The sequence below is a fragment of the Mesorhizobium sp. M7A.F.Ca.CA.004.04.2.1 genome, from assembly GCF_004022825.1.
Taxonomy (GTDB): Bacteria; Pseudomonadota; Alphaproteobacteria; order Rhizobiales; family Rhizobiaceae; genus Mesorhizobium.
Map to the genome: position 1 here is coordinate 1 of NZ_RZPH01001696.1, position 581 is coordinate 581.

1 protein-coding gene is annotated in these 581 nt (G+C 64.4%); it reads left to right on the forward strand.

The features are described 5' to 3' along the window. Window positions 1–2: 2 nt before the first annotated feature. Window positions 3–581: outer membrane protein (locus EN893_RS37045; protein ID WP_164901551.1), on the forward strand; the 579-nt coding region annotated here is incomplete at its 3' end.

Genomic DNA, 581 nt, shown 5'->3' on the forward strand with positions numbered 1-581 from the left:
GCCTGATGGTCGCAAGTGCCGGTTTTCTTGCCGCTCTGGCCGTGCCGGCTTTCGCCGCCGACCCAGCGGCCGATGTTCCGATGACCGCGCCCGGCTTCGACTGGACCGGCTACTATGCCGGCATGCAAGCCGGCTATGGCTGGGGTCGGTCCGACATATCAGGAACAGAGGGCGAGCCGTTTTCGGCCACACCCGATGTTGACGGCGGTTTTGTCGGCGGCCATGTCGCCGGACTGTGGCAATTCGACCAGGCGGTGCTGGGCGCCGAGGCGGAACTCAACTATTCCTCGGTCCGCGGCACGACGGTATCGGCCTTCGGAAGCACATTCGGCACCGACATCAAGTGGTTCGGGTCGGTCAACGCCAAGGCGGGCTACGCCATGGACCGCTTGCTGGTCTATGGCATTGGCGGCGTCGCCTTTGCCGGCATCGAAACATCGCAAGTCGCGGGTCCGGCGTTCGACAGCACGCGCACGAATGTCGGCTGGACCGTGGGTGCCGGCGTCGACTACGCGTTGACCGACAAGTTCGTCGTCGGCGCACAGTATCGCTACTATGATTTCGGCTCCGAGCACTACGAC